17 protein-coding genes and 1 tRNA gene are annotated in these 21,525 nt (G+C 71.4%); 9 read left to right on the top strand and 9 right to left on the bottom strand.

From position 1 onward, the window contains the following. Positions 1 to 401: 401 nt before the first annotated feature. From F3T56_RS38800 to F3T56_RS38790, 3 genes are all read left to right on the top strand, one after another. Positions 402 to 650 carry a hypothetical protein gene (locus F3T56_RS38800; RefSeq protein ID WP_149830173.1) on the top strand — a complete coding sequence of 83 codons (249 nt, stop codon included), beginning with the start codon at positions 402 to 404 and terminating at the stop codon, positions 648 to 650. Between the two features lie 841 nt (positions 651 to 1,491). Further along, positions 1,492 to 2,964 (top strand): putative sodium/potassium/calcium exchanger, encoded by a 1,473-nt coding sequence (locus tag F3T56_RS38795; protein ID WP_149830172.1) that lies wholly within the window; start codon positions 1,492 to 1,494, stop codon positions 2,962 to 2,964. A 275-nt stretch (positions 2,965 to 3,239) separates the two neighbouring features. Next, the gene (locus F3T56_RS38790; RefSeq protein WP_172639349.1) at positions 3,240 to 4,544 is read left to right on the top strand and encodes a glycoside hydrolase family 26 protein; all 1,305 of its coding nucleotides are present in this window, start codon (positions 3,240 to 3,242) and stop codon (positions 4,542 to 4,544) included. A gap of 30 nt (positions 4,545 to 4,574) precedes the next feature. Here the strand turns inward: F3T56_RS38790 and F3T56_RS38785 are convergent, their stop codons facing one another. From F3T56_RS38785 to F3T56_RS38750, 8 genes are read right to left on the bottom strand one after another with little or no spacing between them, the layout of a single operon-like run. Next, complete coding sequence (locus F3T56_RS38785; protein ID WP_149830171.1) at positions 4,575 to 5,714, bottom strand: GNAT family N-acetyltransferase; 1,140 nt, start codon at positions 5,712 to 5,714, stop codon at positions 4,575 to 4,577. After that, positions 5,711 to 6,373: a YveK family protein gene (locus tag F3T56_RS38780; RefSeq protein WP_149830170.1), complete on the bottom strand. Its 663-nt coding sequence runs from the start codon at positions 6,371 to 6,373 to the stop codon at positions 5,711 to 5,713. The genes F3T56_RS38785 and F3T56_RS38780 overlap by 4 nt, the downstream gene beginning before the upstream one ends. Then, a complete protein-coding gene (locus tag F3T56_RS38775) occupies positions 6,373 to 7,554 on the bottom strand; it encodes a glycosyltransferase (RefSeq protein ID WP_149830169.1) in 1,182 nt (393 codons plus the stop codon). Before F3T56_RS38775 ends, F3T56_RS38780 begins: the two co-directional genes overlap by 1 nt. A gap of 8 nt (positions 7,555 to 7,562) precedes the next feature. Continuing rightward, positions 7,563 to 8,330, bottom strand: a complete 768-nt coding sequence (locus F3T56_RS38770; protein WP_149830168.1) for a polysaccharide deacetylase family protein — start codon at positions 8,328 to 8,330, stop codon at positions 7,563 to 7,565. Continuing rightward, positions 8,314 to 10,032 carry a murein biosynthesis integral membrane protein MurJ gene (murJ, locus tag F3T56_RS38765; protein WP_149830167.1) on the bottom strand — a complete coding sequence of 573 codons (1,719 nt, stop codon included), beginning with the start codon at positions 10,030 to 10,032 and terminating at the stop codon, positions 8,314 to 8,316. Before murJ ends, F3T56_RS38770 begins: the two co-directional genes overlap by 17 nt. After that, positions 10,029 to 11,360, bottom strand: coding sequence for an O-antigen ligase family protein (locus F3T56_RS38760; protein WP_149830166.1), 1,332 nt, complete (start codon positions 11,358 to 11,360; stop codon positions 10,029 to 10,031). The genes murJ and F3T56_RS38760 overlap by 4 nt, the downstream gene beginning before the upstream one ends. 5 nt (positions 11,361 to 11,365) lie before the next feature. Continuing rightward, positions 11,366 to 12,859, bottom strand: a complete 1,494-nt coding sequence (locus F3T56_RS38755; protein WP_172639348.1) for a sugar transferase — start codon at positions 12,857 to 12,859, stop codon at positions 11,366 to 11,368. Then, positions 12,856 to 14,166 (bottom strand): glycosyltransferase family 4 protein, encoded by a 1,311-nt coding sequence (locus F3T56_RS38750; protein ID WP_172639350.1) that lies wholly within the window; start codon positions 14,164 to 14,166, stop codon positions 12,856 to 12,858. The genes F3T56_RS38755 and F3T56_RS38750 overlap by 4 nt, the downstream gene beginning before the upstream one ends. Positions 14,167 to 14,671: 505 nt before the next feature. Between F3T56_RS38750 and F3T56_RS38745 the strand changes: the two genes are divergently transcribed. The 4 genes from F3T56_RS38745 to F3T56_RS38730 all read left to right on the top strand — a co-directional run bounded on the left by F3T56_RS38745 (position 14,672) and on the right by F3T56_RS38730 (position 17,307). Continuing rightward, entirely contained in the window at positions 14,672 to 15,331 is a 660-nt protein-coding gene (locus F3T56_RS38745) for a hypothetical protein (protein ID WP_149830164.1), read from the top strand. 238 nt (positions 15,332 to 15,569) lie between these two features. Then, entirely contained in the window at positions 15,570 to 15,788 is a 219-nt protein-coding gene (locus tag F3T56_RS38740) for a hypothetical protein (RefSeq protein WP_149830163.1), read from the top strand. A gap of 282 nt (positions 15,789 to 16,070) precedes the next feature. Beyond that, positions 16,071 to 16,457, top strand: coding sequence for a tyrosinase family oxidase copper chaperone (locus F3T56_RS38735; RefSeq protein ID WP_149830177.1), 387 nt, complete (start codon positions 16,071 to 16,073; stop codon positions 16,455 to 16,457). Further along, the gene (locus F3T56_RS38730) at positions 16,441 to 17,307 is read left to right on the top strand and encodes a tyrosinase family protein (RefSeq protein ID WP_149830162.1); all 867 of its coding nucleotides are present in this window, start codon (positions 16,441 to 16,443) and stop codon (positions 17,305 to 17,307) included. The genes F3T56_RS38735 and F3T56_RS38730 overlap by 17 nt, the downstream gene beginning before the upstream one ends. Positions 17,308 to 17,435: 128 nt before the next feature. Here F3T56_RS38730 and F3T56_RS38725 read toward each other — a convergent pair. Beyond that, a tRNA-Arg gene (locus F3T56_RS38725) sits at positions 17,436 to 17,511 on the bottom strand. 271 nt (positions 17,512 to 17,782) lie between these two features. On the opposite strand from F3T56_RS38725, the gene F3T56_RS38720 reads away from it, so the two are divergent. Further along, positions 17,783 to 19,465 (top strand): dynamin family protein, encoded by a 1,683-nt coding sequence (locus F3T56_RS38720; RefSeq protein WP_149830161.1) that lies wholly within the window; start codon positions 17,783 to 17,785, stop codon positions 19,463 to 19,465. 182 nt (positions 19,466 to 19,647) lie between these two features. After that, positions 19,648 to 21,363: a YfjP family GTPase gene (locus F3T56_RS38715; RefSeq protein WP_425473723.1), complete on the top strand. Its 1,716-nt coding sequence runs from the start codon at positions 19,648 to 19,650 to the stop codon at positions 21,361 to 21,363. The last annotated feature ends 162 nt before the right edge of the window (positions 21,364 to 21,525 follow it).

Raw genomic sequence — 21,525 nt, 5'->3', positions numbered from 1 at the left:
GCGGCTACGACGACCCGTACCCGCACGGCGTTTACATCGACAACCTGCAGAACGTGAAGTGCGACCAGACGTTCGAGGGGGGAGAGGGCACCCTGATCGGCACCGGTGGTGGAGACCTCATCGGCGACACGGAGGTGGCGCAGGGCAACTTCTGCACGGTGATCGGCGACTGATTCAGGATGCCGTGAAGAGCTGGGTCTCGTACCTCCAGTGCGAGACCCGCTCCCCGGTCCTCGCCGTGCCTTACACCCTGATCGATCTGTCTGTTCGGGGTCACGGGGCAGAGAACCAACGACTCGCGCTAGGGGAGGTCGGGATAGGAATAGCTCGACCTCCCCTTTCTGCGTAGTTGAGGCCATGACGTTTCGTAATGGCCGTGAGTCAAACATCTGGAGACATGTATGCGCAGGTTCAAGAAGGTCGTGCTGGTCACTGCCGTCGTCGGCAGCATCGGCCTGACGGGCGCCGGGACCGCACAGGCCGGCGATTCTGGCGACCAGCCCGACGTGACCGCCCAGGACGCGCAGCTTGTGGAATGTGAGCAGGCATTCCGCTCTTCCGTGGTCACAATCGCCCCGTCGGTCAGTGTCCTCGGAGACAGCATTACGAACGTCGGCAACTTCTGTACGGTGGCCGCTCCGCGCCGCTGATTGAGGCGATTCCGTACCGGATCTCCCCTCCGTGCGCGCGCGGAGTCAACCCCCCCATACAGGCAGTCAGCGGCCATCTCTCCAGGTGGCCGCTGACTCTTTTCTGTGATCGGCGGTTCAGTGAACCACCGTTCGACCCGAATATCTTCCGATCGGCGTAATTCGTATCAGTCGCCATACGGGGCCGTTCGGATGAAAATGGATGGATGCTAGTCCGTAAGGATGTCACCTGCTTGGCGGAGGAATTACCGCCGATGCAGTATCGACCCGTCATTCTCTGCACGTCGAATGCGAGTCGGATCCCGTTTCGGAGAGAATATGAGTGATACGATCATCTTGCCGCGTTGTCCGGAGAGCGGGAAAGCATCGTTCCGCACTGAATCCGAGGCGAGGGTCTGGCTGGTCAAGCAGCCGTTGCTGGAGAAAATCCCCGACCGTATCTACCGATGCTCGGACTGTCGGTACTGGCACTTCACCGGGTCCCATCGCTGGACCAGCCAGAAGATCAAGCTGAGGCGAAATTACGGGAGGCGGGAAGCCGTCTCGGGACACAGTCGAAAGAAGAGGAGGAAGCGCTGACGCGGGAGATCCAGTCCTCCCGCCACTCGTGCAGGACACGGATACATCCTGCAGGGATCGTTCTGACTGGCTTCGATGCCGCGTTGCGACTTGTCGCGCGCTCCCGCTCGATTCCGGCCTGTGGCGCGGGCCGGCCTGAGGACTGTCTCCTCGGGCCCGGGACCGGATTTTCCCCATTTCTTCGCACAGGAAGACAACGAGATTGCGAAAGAAGCTGAGCAGGGCAATGTTCGTGGCGGCTGCCGCGACAAGCATTCTGCCCATGTACGGGATCACGGCATTCGCCGATTCGCACTCCGAGGTGTCCGCCAGCGCCAGCGTCAGCGGCCAGAACGCGGGCGGATCGTCCAGCGCCCCTCAGGTTTCCGAGCCCGGCGAGGACCAGGAGACCGGCGGTTACGGCGACGACAGCGGTTACGGCGAGGAGGCCGATACCGAGGGCGACGCCAGCCATGGCGAGGAGGCTGATGCCAAGGGCGACGCCGGCCATGGTGAGCATGCCGATGCCGAGGGCGAGAACGGTTACGGCGACGACACCGGTTACGGCGAGGAGGCCGCTCCCGAGGGTGACGCCGTCCACCACGGTGAGGAGGCCGCACCCGAGGGTGACGCCGACCATGGCGAGGAGGACCATCCCGAGGGTGACGCCGACCATGGCGAGGAGGACCATCCCGAAGGTGACGCCGTCCACGGCGAGGAGCACCATCCCGAGGGCGACAGCGGCCATGGCGAGGAGGACGATGCCAAGGCTGACGCCGGCCATGGTGAGCATGCCGATGCCGAGAGCGGTTACGGCGATGACACCGGCTACGGCGAGGAGGCTGCTCCGGAGGGCGACGCCGTCCATGGTGAGGAGGCTGCTCCCGAGGGTGACGCCGACCATGGCGAGGAGGGCCATCCCGAGGGTGACACCGTCCATGGCGAGGAGGGCCATCCCGAGGGTGACACCGTCCATGGCGAGGAGGCCGATGCCGAGGACGACGCCAGCCATGGCGAGGACGCCAGCGCCGAGGGCGACAACGGCCATGGAGACGACACCGGTTACGGCGAGGACGCCCATGCCAAGCACGACGCCAGCCATGGCGAGGACGCCAGTGCCAAGGACGATGTCGACCATGGCGAAGACGCTGATGCCAAGCACGACAGCGACCATGGCGAGGATGCCAATGCCGAGGGCGAGAGCGGCTACGGCGAGGATGCCGGTGCCAAGCACGACGCTGACCATGAGGAGGAGGTCGATGCCAAGGACGATGCCGGCCGTGGCGAGGATGCCAGTGCTGAGCACGACGCCCACCGTGGTGAGCATGCCGATGCCGAGGGCGACAACGGCCATGGCGACGACACCGGTTACGGCGAGGATGCCGATGCCAAGGACGACGCCGACCATGGCAAGGATGCCAGTGACGGAGGCGACAGCGGCTACGGCGAGGATGACAGCGCCAAGGACGACGCCGGCCATGGCGACGACGCCGGCCACGGCGACGATTCGGACTCGCCGGAAGGTCATGGCGACGACAACGGCCACGACCACGAAGGTGGTTACGACGACGAGGGCGGCTACGGCGACGACTCGGACAAGCCGTCGGTGAAGCCGTCGCACGACCGGCCGTCGGAGAAGCCGTCCCTCGCCGACACGGGCGTCGGCGCGGAGGTGATCGCGGCCTCGGGTGCCGTGCTGCTGCTTGCGGGTGGCGTCATCGTGTACCGACGAGCCCGGGCCGCGTCCCGTCGGTAGTTGCAGTGCTCTGCTCCGGGTGCCGGACGTGTTACGTCCGGCACCCGAGTGCGTTTTCGGCCTCCCTATTCCGTGGTGGAACGGAGGGGGCACGGCGCATTCGCTTGATTTTCCTCGGCCATGTCTCACTCGTGCGGGTGGTCAGGGTGGGCAAAGGCGGAGAAGTGGGTTGATAGTGCGGGCATACATATGACTGATCACCGGAGTGTATTCGGATAAACGGGTGGCAGTGCGCGCGATACGGCTGCTGCCGATCAGCGGAGAAAGGGGCAGTCATGGCCACTCAGCAACGCCGCCGGAAAAGATGGCCCGTATACCTCGCGGCCGGTTTTCTCGCTTCGGCCGCCTTGGTACCGGGGCTGGGACACACCGCGGGCGCCACCGAGACCGAAGAGGTCGCCCGGCCACCTGCGCCGACGGTACCCGTGCCGACGACGCCTGCACCGTCAGCATCCTCACAGTCGGCGCCCGTCCCGCTGGCGCCCGTACCGGCAGTGCCTTCCGCGACGGCCTCCATCGCACCCCTCGCACCCCTCGCACCCCTCGCACCGCTCGTACAGCCCGCCCCCCGACCCGCCTTCGGCGCCTACCTCCACTACGGCCCCCGGGGCGTGGCCCGTATGGCCCGCTTCAGCCAGTGGCTGAACGGGGCTCAAGTGCGCGTGGGGCACACGTATTTGCCGGGCGACCGCTGGAGCAACATCGAGGGCGACCCCTCCTTCCTCGACGCCTGGGCGGCCTGGCGCCGGGGCAGTCAGGACCGGATGCTCGTGCTCAACGTGCCCATGCTGGAGCGCAACGAGGAGGGCGTGCCCGATGCCGAGGTCCGTGCTCTCCTGCAGCGGGGCGCGGCCGGTGAGTTCGACGCGCACTACCGCCGTCTGGCCGAGCGGCTGGTCGAGTTGAAGGTGCCCGACACCATTGTCGTGCTCGGCTGGGAGATGAACGGCTCGACGTACACCCATCGGTGCGGGCCGGACCCGGAGGCCTGGAAGACGTACTGGAACAGGATCGTCACGGTCATGCGGTCGGTGACGGGGCAGCAGTTCCGGTTCGACTTCACGCCTAGTCGCGGGCTCGACGCCATTCCGTGGACGGAGTGCTATCCCGGGGACAGTACGGTCGACATCATCGGTATGGACACGTACGACCAGCCGCGAGGGATGTCCTTCGACGGGCAGGTGACTGAGCCGTACGGGCTGCAGCATCACGTGGACTTCGCGAAGGCGCACGGCAAGCCCATCTCGTATCCGGAGTGGGGGCTGTTCCGCAACGGCGACAACGCGGAGTACATGCGGCGCATGCTCGCCTGGATCGACGCGCAGCAGCCGGTGTACCACACGATCACCGACTACTGCCCGCACGGTATGTGGCAGTGCCGGCGGAACCCGCGGGCCGCCCAGGTGTACCGGGCCGCGCTGTCCAACCCCGTCTGGCCCGTGCCACTGCCGACGTCCGAGCCCCCGGCGGTGCCTCTGCCCGGCCGTGAGTGTGAGTGGATGGACCTGGGTGACTGGGTGGAGTACTGGACCGGCAGAAGGCTCTGTGTCCGCTTCGACTGGTGGTCGCGTCTGTGGTGACCTGACCGGCCCGGAGGGGCAGCGGGAGGTTCACCTCCTGCCGCCCCTCCGTTCTTTCCGCTCCTTCCAGTCGCGCAGGAGGTCCCTGGCCCGGCTGCGTGCGGCGACCTCGCCGATGACCGCCGACATCAGGAGGGCGGTGCTCCGCCGGGCCAGCAGCAGCCGCTGGTTGACGACGGGCTCGGGGTGCCAGCGATGCTTGTACGGTTCGTCACCGCGCAGCAGGTTGAGGGTCCTTCGGCCACCGGCGGCGTACCCGGTACAGGCGTCCAGCAGCATCACGGCGATGTCCGCCTTCCGCTCGCGCAGCCGCGGATGGGCGCCGTACAGATAGCAGCCCGCCATACGCGGTGACAGGAGGGTCAGGTCGACGGCCACCACCTCGCCGTCCAGCAGGAACTCGGTGACTACGGCGTCGCCGGAACGCACCAACGGGCCGACCGAGCGCACGAGGTGGTCGGCGAACCGCTCGTGGAGGTGCTCCGGCGTCACCCCGCGGCCCTGCCACTGCAGCCGGTGCAGCGCGATGAGCCGCCGCATCGCCGCGTCCACCTCCTCGGAGGGCGTGACCAGGGGCTTCACACCCAGCTTGGCCAGCCTGCGGCGCTTGGCGCGCACCTGCCGGACCTTCTCCGCGGACAGCCGGCCCGTGAGCTCATCCATCGATACGCCGGGCAGTTCCAGGCAGAGCGAGTCCGGCACCCGGCGGCGCGGTCCACGCCAGTGCTCGTACACGCGCTCGGCCGCGCCGCCAGGCCGTACCTCTCTGAAGTCGATCAGCGCGGTGCGGGCGGCCCCGGACAGCGCCTCGGCGAGCGTGGCCGCCGCCCGGTCGGCATGCTCGTCGTCGAGCAGCACGTCCCCGAAGTCGGAGATCGCCCCGCCCAGCGGGACGAGCCGGGGCAGCGGACCCCCGGCCCTCATCAGCGGTGCGACCGCGCGGAGTTCGCCGTGTTCATCGCCGTCGCGCACCAGCACCAACCGCAGTCGGCCCGGTGTGCCGTACGAGGTCCACCACGAGTGCAGCCAGGCGTGGCTCTGGAACGGGGTCGCCGCACCACACCTGCGGTACAGCCGTCCCCAGGCCGGGCCGAGGGCGGTGAACTCCCGCTCCTCGGTGCCCAGTTCGACTCGCAGGGCGCCGACTCCGGCGCGTCGTACCCCGCTCACAGCTGTCCCTGTGCGTCGACGGCCGTGGCGGGGCCGGGCACGCTGGCCGTACGGGGCCCCTGGGCCGCGGGCCGTGGGCGGGCCAGCAGCGCGAGACCGCCCAGCAGGCCGCCGGCGCTCGCGCCCACCAGGCCGGTCAGTGTCGTGGACGCCGAGGACGGCTCGGTGGGCTTCACGGCCCGGGAGAACCGCAGGAGCTCGACGTTCGTGGCCTTCTTGGTGGTGTTGGCGTGCCGGGTCATCGAGCGGGAGACCGCGTTGGCCATGTCGGCGGCGAGATCGGGGCGCGCGGACGTGGCCGTCACGGCGACCATCGGTGCGTCCGGCGAGGTCGCCGACCGCACGCTCTCGCGCAGCGTCCGTACCGGCACGCCCGCCCACACCTGGGCGTCCCCGAGCACCGCGAGCTGGGTGGCGACCCGGCCGTACGCCTGGGCGAAGCCGAGCGCGGCCTGCGGGTCCGACTTCGCGGTGGGTACGGCGACGACGTAGGCCGTGGCCGAGTAGGTGGGCGGCGTGAGGACGCCGTACGCGCCGCCGGCCAGGGCGCCGGTGAGGACGCCGGCCGCGAGCAGGGACCACGGCGGCAGCGCCCGCCGACGGCGGTGCGGGGTCGCCGGGGTCGCCGAGGTGGTCGGGGATTCGGTCTTGGAGGTCATCAGGGGGTCACTCCTAGGGGTGACGGGCGTGACGGGGACGAGCAGGTGACGGTGGCCGTGTACACGTCCATGAGCCGTGCGGCAGTGCGCGTGATGCAGTAGTGGCGAGCGGCGGCGGGGGGCCGGCGGTCCGTCGGGCGCGACCGTCCGGCCCCGGTCGGGGCGCGGGTCTCGGCCAGGGCGCGGGCGAAAGCGTCCGCGCCGCCCCGCACCCGGTGCGCCCCGGCGGCGAGACGCGACGGGAGGTCCTCGACGGCCGGGCAGGAGGCGTACAGCACCGGCAGCCCCGCCGCCAGGCCCTCCACGACGGCCAGACCGAAGGACTCCTCCGAGCTCGGCGAGGCGAGCACATCCATCGCCGAGGTCAGCGAGGGCAGATCCAGGTCGCGGGGGTCGTCGGGCTCGTAGGGCCGTTCACCCGTGAACAGCACCCGGCCGGACACCCCGGCCCGCTGCGCGGCGTGCCGCAGCGCGCTCTCCTCGGGGCCACTGCCGACGAGCAACAGCCAGTAGTCGCGGGGGAGTTGGGCGAGGGCGTCGATCAGGAGGCCGAACCGCTTGCCCGCGGTCAGCCGGCCGATGCCGCCGACGACGTACGCGCCCTCCGGCAGCCCGAGCCGGCGGCGGGTGTGTTCGCGGACGGCCGGGTCGAAGCGGAATCGGGCCACGTCGATGCCGTTGGGTACGACCTCGATGCGGGGCTCGGGCACGCCCCAGCCCTTGAGCCGGGCGGCCACCGTGGGCGAGACCGCGACCGTGGCCCGGCCCAGCTGCTCGCTGGCCAGGTACAGCGCGCGCACACCGGCGGTCAGGGCGCGGCCCTCCAACTGGGTGCCGCCGAGGGAGTGTTCGGTGGCCACCACGGCCCGGACACCCGCGAGGCGTGCGGCGATCCTGCCGTACACGCAGGCCCGGTAGAGGTGGGTGTGTACGAGGTCGTAGCCGCCGTTGCGGATCAGGCGGACCAGGCGGGGGAGGGCGGACAGGTCCCGGTTGCCGGACATGCCGAGGTGGACGACGCGGACGCCGTCCGCCGTCAGCCCTTCGGCCACCGGGCCGGGGTTGGTGAGCGTCACGACGTCGCAGTCGACGGGCAGATGGCGCAGCAGCAGCCGGAGTTGCTGCTCCGCGCCGCCGACGCCGAGGCCGGTGATGATGTGCAGGGCCTTCAACCCGGGCATCGCGGTGCTCACACTCCTTCGACGGGGCGGCGCCGCAGCCGGAGCTTGAGGCGCAGCCGCCAGGCTCTGTCCTGTTCGCCGACGTGGACGCGGGGGAGGGCGTGCGAGGAGGCCAGGTCGTCGGGGTCGGTGGCGCAGGCGTAGCTGTAGCCCGCTTCGCGTACGGCGTCCACGACGCGGCGGTCGGCCTTCCCGTACGGGTAGCAGAAGCCGTGGACGTGAGCACCGGTCAGGTCGTGGAGCAGTGCTCTGCTGTCCCTCACCTCGGCCCGGAGCAGCGCGTCGTCGGCCCGGGTCAGGTCCAGGTGCGTGAGGCCGTGCGAGCCGATCTCGACGCCCTCGGCGGCGGCCTGCCGGATGCCCTCCGCCGACAGCAGCGGTTTGCGCGGGCCGCTCGGGTCCCAGGCGTTGTCGCCGCCCAGCCTGCCCGGCAGCACGAACACGGTGGCGCCGCAGCCATGGCGGAGCAGCAGCGGCAGGGCGTGCGTGACGAAGTCGGCGTACCCGTCGTCGAAGGTCAGCCCCACTAGGTCCATTCCCTCCCCCCGGGCGCGGGCGGCGAGGAGCTCACGCACACCGACGCCGCGCAGGCCCCGGCGGCGGAGCCAGCCGAGCTGCCGGTCCAGGCGGCGGGGCGAGACGGTGACGCGGTACGGGTCGTGGGAGCAGTCGTCCACGGAGTGGTACATCGCCACCCACGGGGGCGGACCGGGTCTGTGCCCGGGCATGTCGGGTCGGGGCGCGGCGGAAGGGCCGCGGTCAGCGGAAACGGGCATGCGGAAGCCTCCGGGTGACGGTGCGGAGTGCGGGTGTGAGGCCCTGCCCGCCCGGCGTCCCGGCGAGCAGGAGGAAGAGGACGGTCACGGCCGTGCCGCCGACCGTGAGCCCGAGGGCGGGGGAGTCGACGAGGCTCGCGAGGAACGCGCCGACCGCGCAGGCGGCCACCGCGGCGCGCAGTGGCCTGCCCATCGCGGCCAGCAGCGACCGGGTGCGGATCGGCACGCCGCGTGTTCCCATGCCGTGCAGCAGGATCAGGGCGGTGAGGGTGATGCCGGCCGCGTTGGCCGCGGCGATGCCGAGCACGCCCCACGAGCCGACCGTCCACGCGCCGAGGCAGGCGGTGGCGACGATACCGGCGGTCATCGCGGCCACCGGGTACCAGGTGGGCCGCCCCGCCGAGAAGTACGACCGGACGAGCGCGCCCACCAGTGCGTGGCCGAGCAGGCCAAGGGCGTACACGCGCATCACAGCAGCTGTGGCCGCGGTGTCCTGCGCGGTGAACGCGCCCCGCTGGAACAGGACGTGGACGAGTTGCGGGGCACATGCGACGACGGCGGCGGTGCCGAGCAGTACGACGCACGACACCGCCCTCAGATCGCGCTCGACACGGTCGCGGGCCCGCTCGGTGTCGCCCTCGGCCAGCGCCTGCGAGACGACGGGGAAGGTGACCGTGCACAGCATCAGGGCGAGCACCATCGGCATCTGGGCCACCTTCTGGGCGTAGTTGAGATGCGAGATGGCGCCGGCGGGGAGCGTGGAGGCGAGGCAGCGCTCGATGAGGACCTGGGACTGGCGGCACAGGGCGAAGAGCAGGACTGTGAGGAGGAGGGCGAGGTTCATCGCGCGCCGGCTGGCCGCCGGATCGCCTGGGTCCAGCGCGTCCGTCGTGTCCGTCGCGGCTTCCTCGGGGGCCGTCGTTGCCTTTCGGCGTCTCAACTCACGTACCACGGAAGGAAGTTGGGCGACAACCATGAGCGCCCCGCCCACCGCGACGCCGATCGCTGCCGCGCGTACGCCCCAGCGTCCGCCGAAGACGAACATCGCCGTGATGACAGCGGTGTTGTAGGCGACGTAGATGGCGGCGGGCGCCACGAACCGGCGGTGCGCGCGCAGGACCGCGCTGCAGTAGCCGGCGAGGCCGAAGGTCAGGACGCAGGTGCCGGTCAGCCGTGTGCAGTCGATCGCCAGCCGGGGATCCGGGAGTCCCGGCGCCAGCACCTGGACCAGGTACGGCGCCCCCCAGACGAGCAGCACCGACGCCACGGAGAACGCCAGCACCAGCTGGGGCAGCGTGCCGCGGACCAGGGCGCGCACCGGGTCGTCCGGGTCGCCCGTGTCGCCGTGGGCGCGGCGGGCCACGACCGCGCTGAACGCCGGTACCAGCGCGAAGGCCAGCCCGTCCTCGATCAGCAGCGTCGCCGCGAACTCCGGCAAGGTCCAGGCGACCAGGAAGGCGTCCGTCTCGCGTCCGGCCCCGAAGAGGTGCGCCAGCGCCTGGTCCCGGCCGAGGCCCAGCACGGCACCGGCCAGGGAGAGCACGACGGTGACGAACGCGGCCCTGGCGAGGAAGCCGCGCGAGACGAACGTGGTCTTGCCGCCGGGGTCCGGGGGGTCCGTGGGGGAGCCTGCTGGGGCATCCGCGCGGGGACCTGCCGGGATGGCCGGGGCGTGTTCGGCCCGCGGAGGGGTGATGGTCATCGTGGAGCAGCCTCCTCGGAGGACTTGGAGACGGCCGGTCCGTGCCCGGCCAGCGCCCACCACGCCGTCAACCCGAGGCAGACGGAGGTGAGGACGGACGAGGGCCCGCCGATGTCGGCGTACGCGAAGTCGACCAGGTGCCAGACCAGCAGCCCGCAGGCGACGAGCCCGCAGTCGAGGCCGGGGTCCCGCGCTCCGCGGGCGCGGACCAGCTTCCGCAGCCCCAGCACCAGCAGCGCGAGCCAGCTTCCCGCCAGCGCCAGCAACCCGGTCAGTCCCTGCTCGCTGAGCACCAGCAGGTACATGTTGTGCGGCGACAGCAGCGGCTGCTTTCGGTACTCGGCGCCCGCGCCCTCGATGTCGCTGCCCGAGGACAGCGCCAGCGAGGCATGGCTGTCGCGGTGCTCGGGGAAGCCCTTGAGACCGACGCCCGTGAGGGGCCGCTCACGCCACATGCCGGCCGCCGCCGCCCACATCGTGTACCGGTCGGTGACCGACTGGTCCGGCGCGTCGCCGACCTGGCCGATGCTGCTGACCCGCTCCTGCAACAGCGTGGAGCCGACGCCGAACCCGCCCACGAGGACCACGGTGACGGCGGCCACGACCGCGCCCGCCGTCACCGCCCGCCGCAGGCCCGCCAGCACGAGCTGAGCCCCACAGGCGACGGCCGTCGCGATCCACGCGCCCCGGCTGAAGGACAGGGCCAGCGGTACGAGGAGCAGCAGCGCGCACACCACGGCCCATACCTGCTGTCTTCCTGCGGACCGGGGCGCGAGCGCCAGGCCCACCGCGCACACCAGTCCGAACGACACCACGGTCGCCATTCCCATGACGTCCCCGGCCCCGAAGGTGCCGACCGCCCGGATCTCCTGGCCCTGGTACGAGGCGCCGGTCCCGGTCGCGTACTGGTGCACGCCGACGGCCCCCTGCCACACCGCGAGTGCCACCATCGACCAGGCCAGCAGCCGTACGTCGCGCCGGTCGCGGACGAGCAGCAGGACGGCGGCCGGGACGAGCACGAAGAGCTGCAGACCGCGCCCGAAGCCGGTGAGCGCCGTGCCCGGTTCGGAGGCTCCCACCGCCGCGACCGCGAACCCGGCCACGGGCAGGCCCAGCACCACCGCGGCGGTACGGGACAGGGGGCGCCGTCGCTGCCGCAGCAGACGGATCGCGCAGGCCAGGACGACCACACCGGAGGCGGCGTCGACGGGTGTGGCGCCGCCCTCGACGCCCGACGCGACGGGCAGCGTCAGCAGGGCGATCACCGCGACCACGGGCAGGACGGGAGTCAGCCCGCGCGCGGCGGGCGGGGCGCATGCGTGGCTCACCGCGTTCAGCTCCCCGTCGGGCGCACCAGCGCGGCGGCCGTGCGCAGGAGGATGCAGACGTCCTGCCACAGCGACCAGTCGTCGATGTACGCGTTGTCGAAGCGGGCGCGGTCCTCGATGGAGGTGTCGCCGCGCAACCCCTGGATCTGGGCGAGCCCGGTGATGCCGGTCGGCATACGGTGGCGGGCGGCGTAACCGGGGTGGGCCTGGCTGAACGTGGCGACGAAGTAGGGGCGTTCCGGACGTGGCCCGACCAGGCTCATGTCGCCCCGGAAGACGTTCCACAGCTGGGGGAGTTCGTCGAGCGAGGACCGGCGCAGGAAGCGGCAGAACCGGCTCATGTCCCGCTCGCCCGACACACTCCAGCGGGTCGCGGCCTCGTGCGCGTCGGCCGGGCGATGGCTGCGGAACTTCAGCAGCGTGAAGGGCAGGCCGTCCTTGCCGACGCGCTCCTGGCGGAAGACGACCCCGGGCCCCTCGCTGACCCGCAGCACGACCGCGCAGGCCAGCAGCACCGGGGCAGCGAGCAGAAGCAGCACCCCGGAGACCAGTACGTCGAGGATGCGCTTGGCGGGCCCCACGGCAGGGCGGCCGGTATCCAGGCGGTGGCAGGAGAAGCCGGCGATCCGCTCGCTCGCGGCACAGGGCCAGGCCGCGGGGCAGGTTGACAGGTCGTCAGCCGAGCGGTCGGCCTCCTCGTACGCGGGGCTCCCGGCCCGGTCGTACGAGGGTACGTGCGTGTCGACCTCCCACAGCGCGCAGCCCGCCTCGGCCAACTCCCGTACCAGCGGGCCGTGTTCACCTGCGGGTCCGACGAGGAGCACGGCCCGCACACCGTTCTGGACGACGGCGCGCCGCACCTCCTCGTCGGTGCTGAGCACGGGCAGCCCGGCACCGCCGGTCATGTCGTCGGCGAGGACGCCCACCGGTCTGAGGCCGCACTCCGGGCGGCGCAGGAAGGCGGCGGCCACGCGCTGGGCGGTGGCTGCCGGGCCCACGACGAGAGCCGCCGCGGGGCTGCGGACCAGGTCCCGGCGGCGGCGCCAGTGCACCACGCCGCGGCCGGCGCAGCTCGCCGCCGCCTGCAGGACGCAGCCGGCCAGCAGCGTAAGGACGGACAGGGCGTGGGCCGGGGAGAGCGCCGCGACAAGTGCCGCGACGGCGCACCAGCTCACCGCGATCCGGGCGCAGACGGCGGGGAGTTCGTCCAGGACGGCGGGCACGGCGGCAGGGCGGTACAGCGCCGCCCGCGCGTTCAGCCAGAGGACGGCGAGCAGCAGCGGTGCGGCCAGCAGGGGGTGGGGGAGGGTCGGAACGGCGGTGAGCGCGGCCGTCACGTCCATGACGAGCAGAGACAGCCCCGGGGTGCGCCGCGCCCGCTGCCTCGCGGGGAACCCGAAGCCGTCGCGAACCTCGCGCGGGGGGAGGACCGGGACGGGCAGGAATCCCTGTTCCGGCTGCTGGGCCGCGGGGGCGGAGACGGTGCGTTTGACGGTCACGAGCGGATGGACTCCCTGCACTCGATGTGTTCCTGGGTCACCGTGCGCCCGGAGTCGAGGAGTTCGCGGTAGAGGGCCGCGACCGCCTCGGCGGAATGCCGCACGTCGTGCGTGGTCAGTACATGGCGGCGCCCCTGGTCGCCGAGAGACTCGCGCAGCGGCGGATCGAGCAGCGCCCCGGTGAGCGCGTCGGCCAGCGGGCCCGGCCGGCCGGGGGGTACCAGACAGTGCGTCCGGTGACCGGGCGGCAGACTCTCGCGTGCCCCGGCCACGTCCGTGACCACCACGGGCCGCCCGCACGCCATCGCCTCCAGCGGTGCCAGCGCCATGCCCTCCCAGCGGGACGGCAGCACCACCAGGTCGGCGGCCTGGTACCAGGGCACGGTGTCGGTGACGGCACCGGCGAACAGCACGCCCTCGGGCGCGCGGTGCCGCAGCGACTCCTCCTCCGGCCCGTCCCCGACGAGCATCAGCCGGGCGCCGGGCACCCGCCGCAGCACCGAGGGCCACGCCTGGAGCAGCACGTCCTGCCCCTTCTGCCGACACAGCCGTCCTACGCAGACCACCAGCAGGGCGGCCGGGTCGAGGTCGGCGAGCGGGGCGAGGGCAGTTCGGACGGTGGCGGTGCCGGTTTGGCTGGAGGTGTCGGCTTGTGGGGCGGTGTCGGTTTGGCCGGGGATATCGGCTTGTGCGGCCGTGTCAGCTTGTGCGGCGGTATCGGCTTGCACGGCGGCGGGGCGGAAACGCTCCGGGTCGACACCGTTGGGGATCACTCGCCAGTGGGCGTGCACTCCGGCGCGTACGCCCCTCGCGCGTTCCGCTTCGCTGACGCACACCACGCGGGCGGCCCATCGCGCCGCCCACCGCTCCCACGCCGTGGCGGCCACCGCCGTGACTCCGCCGACCGCCTCGAACGACCAGGCGTGCGGCTGGAACACCGTCGGGATCCGCCCCCTGACCGCCAGCCTGGCGGCGAGCCCGGCCTTGGCGCTGTGCGCGTGCAGCACCTCGGGCCGGACCTCGTCGACGACGCGTGCGAGCCGGCGCACCTCATCGGGCAGCGACCGCCCCGGCGCGCGGGTGGCGTGCCAGGGCCGTACGTCCGCGCCGAGTTCGCGCAGCGTCCGGGTGAAGTCGCTGTCGGGACACGCGACCGTGACGTCGAAACCGTCCGCGCGCTGCGCACGCACCAGCTCGGTGACGACGCGGGTGACGCCGCCGTCCACCGGCTGGGTGACGTGGAGGACGCGCGGTGAACTACCCCGCCGCGTCGCGCTGCGCGACGATCCGATGGACCGGTTGACCATCACCGTGCGAGTCGACCCGAAGGGCGGGCGTCCAGGCCTGACGGGCCGTCGGGCAAGCCGTCGGACAGGCCGTCGGACGGGCGGAGCCCCGTGCGTGTCGCAGTGGAAAGACCCCGGGCGTGACGCATGACTGGCGTTGCCCTTTCGAGAGGAACGTCAAGTGTTCGGCTGACTTACGACGCGTCACCCTATCCCGAAATACCTCTTATTTCGGGCAAGCGTGATGAAGCGTTCAAATCCCCACCTCGTGTCGACGGTCTCGCCCGGTCGCCGTAATGTCCGGGCCGGCTCGTCTCCGCGCTCCCGCCCGGGCGCTGCGCTCCCGCTTGGGTGCTGCGCCGAACGGGGCGGAGCGGTCGGAGCGTCCGACAGGGTCGCTGACCAGCGGCGACGCCGTACCGAAAGAGGTCGGATAGTCACACTGTGCGCTCGTCCGGTTGCGGCGTGTGGTCGTCGATTCGAGGGTGGCTACAGGACCCCACGCACTCTTGCGAAAGGAACTTCCATGCGTACTTTCACGGCGCGGCGCATCGCGACCTCAGCCCTGTGCGCCACGTTTCTGATCGGTGTCACGGCACCCACCGCCCTTGCGGCCGACACGGCGCGGGACCGCACCCATGAATCGGCTCCCGTCGCCGAGGCGGAAACCCTCCAGGGCCAGGTCAATCACCTGGGCTCCATCGGCACCGTGGTCACCCCGGTCACCACTCTGATGGACAGAGTGCTCAAGGCCGAGAACCACCGGCTGTCCGAAGCGGAGGCGAAGGAACTCGGCGACGCCGTCAAGGCCGCCATCGCCAAGGTTGCGGCGACCCCCGCGAACCCGGCGACGCCCGCGAACCCGGCGACCCCGGGTGTGACGACTCCCGCCGTGCCGACCGCTCCGAATGTGTCGGCGAACCCTGCGTTCGTACCGCAGTTGGCGGAGAGCGCGGCACGTGACGAGGTAGCGGCGCCCACCGACGATCTGACGGATGTGCTCACCGAGCTGCAGAAGGCCGTGGACGAGCTGATCGCCGCCGCCACGGCCGGTGACGTGACCGGCGCCCTCGCCGCGGTCACGGGCGTCTCGACGAAGCTCGCGAACGTCGTCGTCACCCTCCTGCTCGGTGCCGTGGGCACCCTGCCCACCCTGCCCGCTCTGCCCGTGCCCCAGCCTTCCTGAGAACGGGAGTTCGCTCGCTGCCCGATGAGGTGCGCCGGCGCGCGCGTCATCGGGCAGCGCCCGCGTTCATAGGAGGATGAGAAACGCGGATAAGAAACGCTCCTCATTCATTCGGGTGACCTTCCTGCGGTGGGTAGGAATTTTCTGTGTTCGGGGTTTCCTCGACGTCGGGGGCTCGTTGGTGTCGATGAAGTAATTCCCGCTGGCGACTTTCGGGTTGCCGAAGAAAGGAAATACGATGAAGTCTCTGAAGGCTGCCGCCATCGTTGCTGGGTCCCTGGTCGTGGCCGGTTTCGCCACTCCCGCTCTCGCCCTGGACGCCCCGGCGGGCCAGTCCGGCGGCCTCGGCCGGACGGTCACCGGCATCACTGACGGTCTCCAGCTGAACGGGAAGAAGGTGCTCGACCCGAAGCAGGGTTTGACGGGTGCCCTCGGCAACGGCAATGTGGTGGGCTGAGAACTTTCGCAGAACTGAGCGGTTCGGACGCTTGTGACGTCCCTGGGCCGATTCCGCCGAATGCGGGATCGGCCCTTTGAGTATGTTGCGCACAGGGATTCTGCGTGAAGGCTCTTTGTGAGGATTCCAGATAAAGGCTCCTTGTAAGGATTCCGTGTAAGAGCGGGTCCGTTTCCACGACGAGGAGGAGACAGTACGTTGGCGACCAGCAGACCCCTTCGGTATGGGGAGACCACGGGACGACGGCGAGTGTTGCGGGGAGCGTTCGTGGCGGCGCTCGGGATGACGCCCGCGCCCTTCCTGGTGGCGTCGAGATCGGCCGGGGCGGAGGAGACGCGGTTCGACGAGACGTATCGTGGCCGCCGAATCGTCGGCGTCAGGCACGACGACGGGCCGTCCGGAGGTGGCGCCTTCGGCACGTGGCACGTCGCGGTGGACGGCCGGCCGCTGCATCTGATGCGCCGGGCGGACGGTAGCTGGATGAGCATGGTCGACCACTACCAGTCATACGAGACTCCGCTCGCCGCCGCCCGCGCGGCGGTCGACGAGCTCGGCCCCACCGCACAGCTGGGCGCGCCGGGTGACAGGAGCAGTCGTACGGAGGACAGCCGCACGCCGAGCGGGTGCGAGGGAGCCGAAAGGGATCACCGCCGTGGTGTACACGCGTAAGGACGTCAGTACGCTCACCCGGTCCGAGCGGCACCGGTTCGTCAACGCGCTGCTGGAGGTGAAACGCCGTGGCGAGTACGACGAGTTCGTGCGCACACACATCGAGTACTACCGCTCCGACGGCGAGATCGGGCTGCGTGTCGCCCACATGGCACCCACCTTCCTGCCCTGGCACCGCAAGTTCCTGCTGGACCTGGAGGAGGCGCTGCGTCGCGTGGACGACTCGGTGACCGTGCCGTACTGGGACTGGACGCGCAACCGCGGCACGACGGCCGTACCGTGGACCGCGGACCTGCTCGGCGGCACCGGGCGGCGGTCCGACCGGCAGGTGATGACCGGCCCGTTCGCCTTCCGCAACGGTCAGTGGCCCATCGAGGTGGGGATCACCGACACGGAGTTCCTCACGCGCGACCTGGGACGCTCCCGGGACCCGATCGCCCTGCCCAGGGCCGGGGATCTGGAACGGGCCCTCGACGATCCCGTTTACGACGCGGCCCCCTGGAACTCCACGTCCGCCAAGGGGTTCCGCAACAAGCTGGAAGGGTGGGGGCCGGGGCGGGGCGCCGTCTCGTGGCTCACCCACAACCGGGTCCACCGTTGGGTCGGCGGCCACATGGTCGGCGGCGCCTCCGTCAACGACCCCGTCTTCTGGATGCACCACGCCTTCGTCGACCTCCTCTGGTCCCGCTGGCAGCGACGGCACCCCAACGCCCGCTATCTCCCCGTCAAGCCACCGGCCCTGGGCAACCCGCAGCGCGGCCGGGTCGTCGCGCGGCACGAGCCGATGCCGCCGTGGGACGTGACGCCGGACTCCCTGGAGGACCTCAGCGGGATCTACCGGTACGCGTAGCCCGCAGGGGCAGGGTGCGGGGGACGGGCGAACTTATTCGCGGACGGTGACGACGAGGTCGTGAAAAGTACGCGGTCGTGAAAAGTACGAGGTCGTGAAAAGGCCCTCCACGAAGGGAGGGCTTTCCGTGGCGCCCCCGGCAGGACTCGAACCTGCGGCCAAGCGCTTAGAAGGCGCCTGCTCTATCCACTGAGCTACGGGGGCCGGGTGTGGTGGCCTCTGTCTTGGTGCCCGGGTGTGGGCTGATCCGTGACGTTGCCGGGGACAAGGATAGGGCTCCCGAGTCCTTGTCCCTGTTGCTTCGCCTCCGTGGCTCAATGTGGAGGTTCGGTGAAGCGGTCCTGATAATCGCAGGCAGGTACGAATCGTGCACCTCTTTTGGCGTCTCGAGCCTCGGGTGTTGTGCACTCGTTATGCCTGCGCCCCTCTCGTCCCCTCCGTCTCGTGTGTCCTGTCGGCGCGCAGACGTACTTATATGCTTCAGAAAGTCCACAAAATTGGGCATTCTTCGCATGTGGTGACCTTGGACGTACGGCCTCAGCTGCTCGACGCGCTCTCTGCCCTGCGCGACCGTGTCGCCGCCGCGCGCTTTCCGCTCCCCCTGGCGGGGGCCCCGCGCGCGCGTGCCAATCGCGACGAACTGCTCGCGCAACTCGACGACTATTTGGTGCCCCGGCTGTGCCAACCCGAAGCGCCCTTGCTCGTTGTTGTGGGGGGATCGACCGGAGCCGGGAAGTCCACCCTGGTCAACTCCCTGGTGGGGCGGAAGGTCAGCGAGGCCGGTGTGCTGCGGCCGACCACCCGGACCCCCGTACTCGTGTGCCACCCCGAGGACCAACACTGGTTCAGCGGCATGCGCGTACTGCCCAATCTCAGGCGCGCGTGGGTGCCTCAACAAGAGCCGGGCCAGACCGCGAATCAGCTGGGCGGGTCACTTCCGCCGGGCACGGCAGGCCGCGGGGGCAAGGACGGCGAGCGGGTACTGCGGATCGAGACCGTCGACAGCCTCCCGCCCGGTCTGTCCCTCCTCGACGCGCCCGACGTCGACTCCCTGGTCGCCGAGAACCGTGTCCTCGCCGCCGAGCTCATCTGCGCCGCCGACATCTGGGTCATGGTCACCACCGCCGCCCGGTACGCCGACGCCGTGCCCTGGCATCTGCTGCGCACCGCCAAGGAGAACCGAGTGACCCTGGTCACCGTGCTCGACCGGGTGCCCCATCAGGTGGTGTCCGAGGTCTCCCGGCAGTACGGGGCGCTGCTGACCAAGGCCGGGCTCGGCGACGTACCCCGGTTCACCGTGCCCGAGCTGCCCGAGTCGGCGTGGGGCGGGGGGCTGCTTCCGGCCACCGCCGTCGCGCCGCTTCGGACCTGGCTCACCCAGCAAGTGACCGATCCGGCGGCACGGCATCAGGCCATGGCCCGCACCGCCCACGGCCTTCTCGACTCGCTGCGGTCCCGGATGCCCGAGCTGGCCAGCGCGGCGGCCCAGCAGTACTCCGCCGCGCTCCGGCTCACCGCCGCCGTCGACACGGCGTACGACAACGAGCACGCGCGCGTGAAGGGGCGATTGCAGTCGGGTGCCGTGCTCGCGGGCGATGCCCTCAAGCGGTGGCGCAGCTATCCGCTCGACTGCACCGCCCGTGAACTGCTCGACGCCCTGGTGGAGAGCCTCGGCACGCTCCTGCTGTGCGCCGTCACCGCTGCCGACGAGCGGATCGCCGAGGCCTGGCGGCGCGAACCGGCCGCGGTGGCCGCCGGGCTGACGGAACGTGACGCGACGCGCGAGAGCGCCGAACACCGCATCGGGATGACCGTACGACGCTGGCGGCGCGTCCTGGAGGAGTACGCCGAGGAAGAGGTCCGCGGCCTCGACCGGGGTGTCGCGCCGGACGCCGAGGTCGTGGCCGCCCTGGTCGCCACGGCCCTGCTCGGTGGTCGCCGGGCCCGGTCGGCGGGGGAGGGGCTCGCCGAACGCATCGGGGCGCATGGAGCGCTCCGGCTGCGCGACCGTGGCGGGCGGCTGCTCACCGAGTACCTCGACCGGGCCCTCGACACCGAACGCGACCGCCGCCTCGCCCCCCTCGACGCACTCGACGTACACCCCGAGCCGCAGGCCGAACTCATCGCCGCGCTGTCCGTACTGCAGAAGGAGAGGTGACCGCCGTGACCGCCGTCGCTGACCACGCGGATCAGACGGAGGACGGCGTCCCCGAAGGGGACGACGATCGCGAAAACAGCCTTCCTGTAGCGGACGATTCCGCAAAGGGTGCTCCCGAGGGGGGCCACGCGCGCGTGACCGACGTCGACGGGGCCGGTGACAAGTCTCGTACGGAAGGTCCTATGGAAACCGACGACTCCTGGGACGACGGACTCATCGCTCGGCGGGTGTCCGAGACCACCGGCGACGAGCAGGCTCCGGTGCCGGTCGTGGAGACCAAGGCTTCCAGTGCACGGCCGGTCGTCCCGCTCGCGTACGACGGTGCCCTGCGGTCGCGGCTGGAGGCGTTGCGGGAGCTGGTGGGACTGTCCCGGACGCGGCTGGACAGCGGGACGCTCGCCGAGGCGGGGCGGGTGCTGGACGAGGCGGCGGCGCGCCGCAGGCTCTCGGGGCAGCACACCGTCGTCGCCATCGCGGGTGCCACCGGCAGTGGCAAGTCGATGCTGTTCAACGCGCTCGCCGGCGTGGCGATCTCGGAGACGGGCGTACGCCGCCCCACCACGGCGGCCCCCATCGCGTGCAGCTGGAGTGATGGCGCGGCGACCCTGATCGATCGGCTCGGCATTCCGGGCCGGCTGCGGAGGCGGCCGTTGCAGAGTCCGGAGGCGGAGGCGCAGTTGCGCGGGCTCGTGCTGGTGGACCTGCCCGACCACGACTCGGCGGCGGTGCAGCACCGGCAGCACGTCGACCGGATTCTGGCGCTGGTGGACGCGGTGATCTGGGTCGTCGATCCGGAGAAGTACGCCGATGCCATGCTCCACGAGCGGTATCTGCGGCCCCTGGCCGGTCACGCGGAGGTCATGTTCGTCGTCCTCAACCAGGTGGACCGGCTGCCGGGGGAGGCCGCCCACCAGGTCCTCGACGACCTGCGGCGGCTGCTCGACGAGGACGGGATCGCGCTGGGGGAGTACGGCGAACCGGGGGCCACCGTGCTCGGACTCTCCGCGCTGACCGGGGACGGCGTGGGGGAACTGCGGGACGCGCTCGGGCAGTTCGTGGCGGAGCGGGGCGCTCCGGGCCGCCGGGTCCGCGCCGATCTGGACGCGGCCGCCGCGCGGTTGTGGCCGGTGTACGCGACCAGGCGGGGCACCGGGCTCAGCGAACGGGCCCGGGAGGAGTTCGCGGCACGGCTCGCGGACGCCGTCGGCGCCACCGCGGCGGGCGAGGCCGCCGAGCGCGCCTGGCTGCGCAACGCGAACCGAGCCTGCGGTACGCCCTGGCTGCGGCTGTGGCGGTGGTTCCAGGACCGCAACGAACTCCCGACCGGGCGGCTCGCCCTGACGGCGCCCGTGGACGAGGAGGCCACCGCCCGTCAGCGCGTCGAGCACGCCGTACGCACGCTGTCGGACCGCGCCTCGGCCGGGCTGCCCGCGCCCTGGGCACAGGCGGTGCGTGAGGCCGCCGTGCGGGGGGCGCAGGGGCTGCCCGAGGCGCTGGACGAGTTGGCGGCGCGGGCCGGGGCGCCCACAGGGCGGCCGCCGCGGCCGGGCTGGTGGCCCGCCGCGGTGCTCGCACAGGCGTCCATGACCCTGCTGCAAGTCATCGGCGGGCTGTGGCTGTTGGGGCAGATCATCGGCTTCATGGCGCCGAACCTCGGGGTGCCGGTGCTGCTGATGGTGCTCGGCATCGTCGGCGGTCCGGCCGTCGAGTGGGGTTGCCGGCTGGCGGCGCGGGGGCCGGCACGGCGCTACGGGCTCGAAGCGGAGCGCCGGTTGTGGGAGGCGGCCGCCGGGTGCGGCCGGGCACGGGTGTTGGACCCGGTGGCGGCCGAACTGCTGCGCTATCGGGAGGTGCGGGAGCAGTACGGGCGGGTGCTGGGGGCGGCGCGGGTGGGGTGAGGCGTGATCGTCGTAGGAACGGTTCACCCCGACGGGTGACGGAGTTTTCCACAACCGGCGGGTAGCACACAGGGCTCAGCGGGCTCGGCTCGACGGCGGCAGTCTGAACGGACGGAGCAGCCGTACGGGACGGGCCCGTACCTGTGTGAGGCCGGTGCCCGG

Origin of the sequence: Streptomyces tailanensis (assembly GCF_008386495.1) — a bacterium.
In the GTDB taxonomy this organism is placed as follows: Bacteria; Actinomycetota; Actinomycetes; order Streptomycetales; family Streptomycetaceae; genus Streptomyces; species Streptomyces tailanensis.
Note: the sequence above shows the minus strand (reverse complement) of the source record. Positions and strands in the feature narration are given on the sequence as shown.

What these genes read in the sequence shown, in the direction of transcription:
- F3T56_RS38800 (WP_149830173.1), top strand. Translation starts at nt 402, where the DNA reads ATGCGCAGGTTCAAGAAGGTCGTGCTGGTCACTGCCGTCGTCGGCAGC.
- F3T56_RS38795 (WP_149830172.1), top strand. Translation starts at nt 1,492, where the DNA reads ATGTACGGGATCACGGCATTCGCCGATTCGCACTCCGAGGTGTCCGCC.
- F3T56_RS38790 (WP_172639349.1), top strand. Translation starts at nt 3,240, where the DNA reads ATGGCCACTCAGCAACGCCGCCGGAAAAGATGGCCCGTATACCTCGCG.
- F3T56_RS38780 (WP_149830170.1), bottom strand. Translation starts at nt 6,373, where the DNA reads ATGACCTCCAAGACCGAATCCCCGACCACCTCGGCGACCCCGGCGACC.
- F3T56_RS38775 (WP_149830169.1), bottom strand. Translation starts at nt 7,554, where the DNA reads ATGCCCGGGTTGAAGGCCCTGCACATCATCACCGGCCTCGGCGTCGGC.
- F3T56_RS38770 (WP_149830168.1), bottom strand. Translation starts at nt 8,330, where the DNA reads ATGCCCGTTTCCGCTGACCGCGGCCCTTCCGCCGCGCCCCGACCCGAC.
- murJ (WP_149830167.1), bottom strand. Translation starts at nt 10,032, where the DNA reads ATGACCATCACCCCTCCGCGGGCCGAACACGCCCCGGCCATCCCGGCA.
- F3T56_RS38750 (WP_172639350.1), bottom strand. Translation starts at nt 14,166, where the DNA reads ATGGTCAACCGGTCCATCGGATCGTCGCGCAGCGCGACGCGGCGGGGT.
- F3T56_RS38745 (WP_149830164.1), top strand. Translation starts at nt 14,672, where the DNA reads ATGCGTACTTTCACGGCGCGGCGCATCGCGACCTCAGCCCTGTGCGCC.
- F3T56_RS38740 (WP_149830163.1), top strand. Translation starts at nt 15,570, where the DNA reads ATGAAGTCTCTGAAGGCTGCCGCCATCGTTGCTGGGTCCCTGGTCGTG.
- F3T56_RS38735 (WP_149830177.1), top strand. Translation starts at nt 16,071, where the DNA reads ATGACGCCCGCGCCCTTCCTGGTGGCGTCGAGATCGGCCGGGGCGGAG.
- F3T56_RS38720 (WP_149830161.1), top strand. Translation starts at nt 17,783, where the DNA reads ATGCTTCAGAAAGTCCACAAAATTGGGCATTCTTCGCATGTGGTGACC.
- F3T56_RS38715 (WP_425473723.1), top strand. Translation starts at nt 19,648, where the DNA reads ATGGAAACCGACGACTCCTGGGACGACGGACTCATCGCTCGGCGGGTG.